Here is a 6,507-nt window from a genome sequence, read left to right as displayed (position 1 = left end):
TCCCGGGTGCTCGCCACGGTGCCGCTGCCGCAGGTGACGGCGCGGCCGCAGCACGACCCGGGGCACCACCACGCGGGCTCGCCGGCGTGACCTCGTCCCCGGCCGTGCGCCGCAGTCCCACGGCTCCCCCGTCCTTCCGGGACGGCCGCATGGAGGCGTCGCTGCGGACGCTCGAGCTCGCCGTGCGGGGCCGGCTGGACGGGCTGCTGCAGGGCAACCACCTCGGCCTCGTCCCCGGTCCCGGCAGCGAGCCGGGGGAGGCGCGCACCTACCAGCCGGGCGACGACGTGCGCCGGATGGACTGGGCCGTCACCGCGCGCACCACGGAGGCCCACGTCCGGGAGAGCGTCGCCGACCGGGAGCTGGAGACGTGGGTCGTGCTCGACCTGTCGCCGAGCCTCGACTTCGGCACGGCGTCGTGCGAGAAGCGGGACCTCGCGATCGCGGCGCTCGCGGCGATCACCCACCTCACCCGGGGCGGTGGCAACCGCATCGGCGTGCTCGTCGCCACCGGGGAGCGGCTCGTGCGCATCCCGGCGCGCGGGGGCGTGGTGCACGCGCGCGGGATGCTGCGGCGCGTGGCGGAGACCCCGCGGGCCCCGGAGGGCACCCGTGGCGACCTGGCGGCCGCGATCGAGCAGCTGCGGCGGCCGCCGCGGCGGCGCGGGCTGGCGGTGGTCATCTCCGACTTCCTCGGCGAGCCGGACTGGGAGCGCGCGCTGCGGGCGCTGTCGGTCCGCCACGACCTGCTCGCCGTCGAGGTGCTCGACCCGCGTGAGCTGGAGCTGCCCGACGTCGGCACCGTCGTGCTCGCCGATCCCGAGACCGGGCGCCAGCGGGAGGTGACGGTCACGCCGCTGCTCGCCCGCGAGTTCGCCGCGGCAGCGGCCGAGCATCGCGAGCGAGTGGCGGCCACGTTGCGCCGCTGCGGCGCCGGCCACCTCACCCTGCGCACCGACTCGGACTGGATCGCCGACGTCGTGCGGTTCGTGCTGGCCCGCAAGCGGGCGTGGTCCGGGGGAGGCCGGTAGATGTTCGCGCACCCGTGGTGGCTGCTGCTGCTCGTCGTCGTGGCCGCGCTGGCCGTCGGCTACGTGCTGCTGCTGTGCAGGCGCCGCCGCGACACCATCCGCTTCACCAACCTGGAGCTGCTCGACCGGGTCGCCCCGAAGCGCCCCGGCTGGTACCGGCACGTCCCGGCGGCGGCGATGATCACGGCGCTGGCGGTGCTCACGGTCGCGCTGGCCGGGCCGATGGCCGAGGCGAAGGTGCCGCGCAACCGGGCCACGGTCGTACTGGTGATCGACGTGTCGCTGTCGATGCAGGCCACCGACGTCGAGCCGAGCAGGCTGGCCGCCGCGCAGGCCGCGGCGAAGTCGTTCGCCGACCAGCTGACCCCGGGGATCAACCTCGGGCTCGTGTCGTTCGCGGGCACGGCGGCGGTGCTCGTCTCGCCCACGGTGGACCGCGAGCCGATCAAGCGCGCGGTGGACGGGCTGCGGCTGGCGGAGTCGACCGCGACGGGGGAGGCGATCTTCGCGGCGCTGCAGTCGGTGGAGACGTTCTCCCAAGCGATCGCGGGCGCGGACGCCGAGGGCCCGCCGCCGGCACGGATCGTGCTGATGAGCGACGGGAAGCAGACGGTGCCGGGCGGCGTGATGCCCGAGGAGGAGCCGCGGGGGTCGTTCACCGCCGCCCGCGCGGCAGCGGACGCGGGCATCCCGGTGTCGACGATCTCCTTCGGCACCGACTACGGCTCGATCGAGATCAACCCGGGGGAACGCACCTCGGTGGCGGTCGACGACGTGTCGATGCAGCAGATCGCCGAGCTCTCCGGCGGGCAGTTCTTCAAGGCGGCGAACGAGACCGAGCTCCGGCAGGTCTACTCCGAGCTCGGCGAGCAGATCGGCTACGAGGTGCGGCGGGTCGACACCAGCAGGCCGTGGCTCGCCGGCGGCGCCCTGTTGCTCGTCGTGGGCGTGGGCACGGGCCTGGCGCTGGGCCGCCGCCTCCCCTGACCGGGCGACTCGCGTGTCGATGTCGGGCGACTCGCGTGAGCCGTCGAAACATCCCCCGCGAGTCGCCCGTTCCTGCCGCGCGAGTCGCCCGTTCCTGCCGCGCGAGTCGCCCGTCTCCGGCGGGCGAGTCGCCTCCTTCGCGTCGGACACGCCGGGCGGGGTCGCCCGGGGGAGCCGCGGGCCCATAGGGTGAGCCCCGTGGGACGCAGCGTGCTGGTGACCGGAGGCAACCGCGGTATCGGACTCGCGATCGCGCAGGCGTTCGCGGCACAGGGCGACCAGGTGGCGGTCACGCATCGCAGCGGCGCCGAGGGGCTGCCGGGCGAGCTGCTCCCGGTTCGCTGCGACGTCACCGACGCCGCCGCCGTGGACGACGCGTTCGCCGAGGTGGAGGAGAAGCACGGGCCCGTGCAGGTGCTCGTCTCCAACGCCGGGATGAACGACGACACGCTTCTCATGCGGATGAGCGAGGACCAGTTCACCCGCGTCGTCGACGCCAACCTCACCGCCGCCTACCGGGTGGCCAAGCGCGCCTCCCGCGGCATGCTCCGCGCCAAGAGCGGCCGCATGATCTTCATCTCCAGCGTCGTCGGGCTCACCGGGTCCGCGGGCCAGGTCAACTACGCCGCCTCCAAGGCCGGCCTGGTCGGGCTCGCCCGGTCCGTCGCCCGCGAGCTCGGCTCCCGCGGGATCACCGCCAACGTCGTGGCGCCCGGTTTCGTCGACACCGACATGACCCGTGCCCTGCCCGACGCCCGCCGCGCCGAAATCCTCGGCCAGGTGCCGCTGGGCCGCTACGCGAGCGCCGAGGAGATCGCCTCGGCCGTCACCTGGCTCGGTTCGGACGCCGCCGGCTACGTCACCGGCGCGGTGATCCCGGTCGACGGCGGCCTCGGCATGGGTCACTGAGCCGGGGTCACTGAGCCCGTTTCCCCTCCCTCGACCACGGAAGGCATCCATGGGACTGCTCGACGGCAAGCGCCTGCTCATCACCGGCGTGATCACCGACGCCTCGCTGGCGTTCCACGCGGCGAAGCTCGCGCAGGAGCAGGGCGCGCAGGTCGTGCTCACCGGGTTCGGCCGGATGCGGCTGGTGGAGCGGATCGCGCAACGGCTGCCTGAGCCCGCGCCGGTCGTGGAGCTCGACGTGTCCGACCAGGCGCAGCTCGACAGCCTCGTGGAGCGCGTCTCGCCGCACCTTGTCGAGCTCTCCGGGGGCGACGACCCGAAGCTGGACGGGGTGCTGCACTCCATCGGGTTCGCACCCGCCTCGTGCCTGGGCGAAGGGGCGTTCCTCAACGCACCGTGGGAGGACGTCGCCACCACTATCCAGGTGAGCGCGTACTCGTTCAAGTCGCTGTCGACGGCGCTGCTGCCGCTGCTCGGGCCGGGGTCGTCGATCGTCGGGATGGACTTCGACAACCGCCAGGCGTGGCCCGCCTACGACTGGATGGGCGTGGCCAAGTCCACCCTGGAGTCCGTCACCCGCTATCTTGCCCGCGACCTCGGCCCGAAGGGCATCCGGGTCAACCTCTGCGCCGCCGGCCCCGTCCGGACGATGGCGGCGAAGTCGATCCCGGGGTTCGCCGCGTTCGAGGACGCCTGGGACGGGCGGGCTCCGCTGGGTTGGGACGTCAACGACCCGGTGCCGGTGGCGAAGACGGTGTGCGCGCTGATGTCGGACTGGCTGCCGGTGACCACGGGCTCGATGGTGTGGGCCGACGGCGGCTTCCACGCCATCGGTGTCTAATCGGGGGGTGCATTTGCGCGTCGACGCCCTGCTCGTCCTGTCCTTCGGTGGCCCGGAGGGCCCCGACGAGGTCCGTCCCTTCCTCGAGAACGTGGTCCGCGGGCGGGGGGTGCCCCCGGAGCGGCTCGACGCCGTGGAGGAGCACTACCGGCACTTCGGCGGGGTCAGCCCGCTGAACGCGCGCAACCGCGAGCTGATCGACGCCGTGCGCAAGCGCACCGACCTGCCGGTCTACTTCGGCAACCGCAACTGGCACCCGATGGTCGAGGACACGGTCGCGGAGATGGCACGGGACGGGGTGCGGCGGGCGCTCGTGTTCGCCACCAGCGCCTACGGCGGGTACTCGGCGTGCCGGCAGTACCAGGAGGACATCGCACGGGCACGCGAGGCCGTCGGCGCGGAGGCCCCGGAGCTGGTGAAGATGCGGCACTTCTTCGACCACCCGCAGTTCGTGGCCGCCAACGCCGATGCGGTGCGAGCGGCCCGGGCCCGGCTCCCGGAGCAGGTTCGCGACCGCGCGAGGATCGTGTTCACCGCCCACTCGGTGCCGGTCGCGGCCGACGCGGCGGGCGGGCCGCCCGAGGACGGCGGGTACCTCTACTCCCGGCAGGTCGCGGAGGCGGCGCGGCTGGTCGCCGCCGAGCTCGGCACCGCCGACTTCGACGTGGTCTGGCAGTCGCGCTCCGGCCCGCCGCAGGTGCCGTGGCTGGAACCGGACGTCGTCGACCACCTGGACGCCCTGCGCGCCGCGGGGACGCCCGCGGTGGTCGTGGCTCCGGTCGGGTTCGTGTCCGACCATGTCGAGGTGATCTGGGACCTCGACACGGAGGCCTGCGAGCGCGCCGAGGAACTCGGGATGGCCTTCGCCAGGGCGGCCACGGCGGGGCCGGACCCGCGGTTCGTGGACATGGTGGTGGAGCTGATCGCGGAGCACACCCACGAGGTCGCACCCCGGTCGCTGGGAACGGTGACCCTGCTGGGATGTACGGTTGACGGTTCAGCGTGCGCGGTGGATTGTTGCCGTCCGGCGCGTCCGGAATGACAATCATGAAAAAGTTCGGTCTCCACGCTTGCAGTCGCTGACGTCTTAGGGTCTGCTTCCACCTCATGTCACCCATGAGTGTGTCCGGGGCCACGAACCCGCCGGACGCCGATTTCCACGTCCTCGCCAGCTCGGGGGGAGCCCTCTCGAGCATCGAAGAAGCCATCAACAGCGTCTTCGACCCGATCTCGAACGCACTGGGATGGTTCGTCTTCGAGCTCGGCTTCCCCGTCGGGGGAACGGTGTTCCCCTGGATCGTGGGATGGCTGGTGCTCGCGGGCATCGTGTTCACGATCTACTTCGGCTTCGTCCAGTTCCGCAGCTTCAAGCTCGCCACCGAGATCGTGCGCGGCAAGTACACGCGCAACGACGAGCCGGGGGAGATCGCCCACTTCCAGGCGCTGAGCTCGGCGCTGTCCGGCACCGTCGGGCTGGGCAACATCGCCGGCGTCGGTGTCGCGGTGACCATCGGTGGCCCGGGCGCCACGTTCTGGATGATCGTCGCCGGCCTGCTGGGCATGTGCACCAAGTTCGTGGAGTGCACGCTCGGGGTGAGGTACCGCGAGATCCACGCGGACGGCACGGTGTCCGGCGGCCCGATGCACTACCTGAGCAAGGGCGTGGCCGAGCGCATCCCCGGCAACGGTGGCCGCATCCTCGGCCGGGTCCTCGCCGTGTTCGCCGCGATCTTCATCCTGTTCTTCGCCATCGCGGGCGGGAACATGTTCCAGGTCAACCAGACCTTCGCGCAGCTGCGCAACGTCACCGGCGGTGAGACCGGGTTCCTGGGTGGCGCCGGCGCCGCCCTCATCTTCGGCATCCTGCTCGCCCTGCTCATCGGCGCCGTGATCGTGGGTGGCATCACCTCGATCGGGCGGGTCACGAGCAAGCTCGTGCCGAGCATGGCGATCATCTACGTGTCGGCGTGCCTGATCGTGATCGCCGTGAACATCCCGCAGGTGCCCGCAGCCATCGGAGCGATCCTCTCCGGTGCGTTCACCGGCGCCGGGGTGCTCGGCGGCGCGGTCGGCGCGCTGATCCAGGGCTTCCGGCGGGCCGCCTTCTCCAACGAGGCCGGCCTGGGCTCGGCGCCGATCGCACACTCCGCGGTGCGGACGAAGAACCCGGTGACCGAGGGCTACGTGGCCCTGCTGGAGCCGTTCATCGACACGGTGGTCATCTGCACGATGACCGCGTTGACGATCACCATCGCGGGCACCACGTTCTACCGGGACGCGCAGGTCAGCGCGCTCGGCGGCGGCGAGGTGCCCGACGGCGTCATCGTCACCTCCGACGCGTTCGCGACGGTGCTGCCCTGGTTCCCGTACGTCCTGGCGCTCGCCGTGACGCTGTTCGCGATCTCGACGATCATCACCTGGGGCTACTACGGGCAGAAGGCGTGGACCTACCTGTTCGGCAAGAGCACCGGGAGCGAGCGCACCTACCAGGTCGTCTACGTGCTCTTCGTCATCGTTGGCGCGGTGCTCACGCTGGGCAGCGTGCTGAGCTTCGCCGACTCGGTGCTGTTCCTGCTCGCACTGTTCAACATTCTCGGCCTGTACATCCTGGCGCCGGTGGTGAAGCGGGAGGTGCAGGACTTCCGCGAGAAGCGCCGGTCCGGCGAGGTCTCGCGGGTCGACGTCAAGCAGTGATCCCCGGCCGTGGGGCCCGGCCCACCCGGCCGGGCCCCACGGCAT

Annotated in this window: 6 protein-coding genes; all 6 read left to right on the top strand. The window is 72.2% G+C overall.

Going from position 1 to position 6,507, the window contains the following annotated elements; genetic code table 11:
- Positions 1-149 precede the first annotated feature (149 nt).
- The 6 genes from KME75_RS18545 (at position 150) to KME75_RS18520 (ending at position 6,462) form a co-directional block, all read left to right on the top strand.
- Positions 150-1,031, top strand: coding sequence for a DUF58 domain-containing protein (locus KME75_RS18545; protein ID WP_219416105.1), 882 nt, complete (start codon positions 150-152; stop codon positions 1,029-1,031).
- Entirely contained in the window at positions 1,032-2,018 is a 987-nt protein-coding gene (locus KME75_RS18540) for a VWA domain-containing protein (RefSeq protein WP_219416100.1), read from the top strand.
- A 198-nt stretch (positions 2,019-2,216) separates the two neighbouring features.
- A complete protein-coding gene (gene fabG, locus KME75_RS18535; protein WP_219416099.1) occupies positions 2,217-2,927 on the top strand; it encodes a 3-oxoacyl-ACP reductase FabG in 711 nt (236 codons plus the stop codon).
- A gap of 49 nt (positions 2,928-2,976) precedes the next feature.
- Positions 2,977-3,768, top strand: a complete 792-nt coding sequence (fabI, locus tag KME75_RS18530; protein ID WP_219416098.1) for an enoyl-ACP reductase FabI — start codon at positions 2,977-2,979, stop codon at positions 3,766-3,768.
- Between the two features lie 13 nt (positions 3,769-3,781).
- On the top strand, positions 3,782-4,810 hold the full coding sequence (locus KME75_RS18525) for a ferrochelatase (RefSeq protein ID WP_219416104.1): 1,029 nt from the start codon (positions 3,782-3,784) through the stop codon (positions 4,808-4,810).
- A 65-nt stretch (positions 4,811-4,875) separates the two neighbouring features.
- Positions 4,876-6,462 carry an alanine/glycine:cation symporter family protein gene (locus tag KME75_RS18520; RefSeq protein ID WP_219416097.1) on the top strand — a complete coding sequence of 529 codons (1,587 nt, stop codon included), beginning with the start codon at positions 4,876-4,878 and terminating at the stop codon, positions 6,460-6,462.
- The last annotated feature ends 45 nt before the right edge of the window (positions 6,463-6,507 follow it).

Source organism: Pseudonocardia nigra, from assembly GCF_019396355.1.
Lineage (GTDB): Bacteria > Actinomycetota > Actinomycetes > Mycobacteriales > Pseudonocardiaceae > Pseudonocardia > Pseudonocardia nigra.
This window is presented reverse-complemented; position numbering and strand designations above follow the sequence as displayed.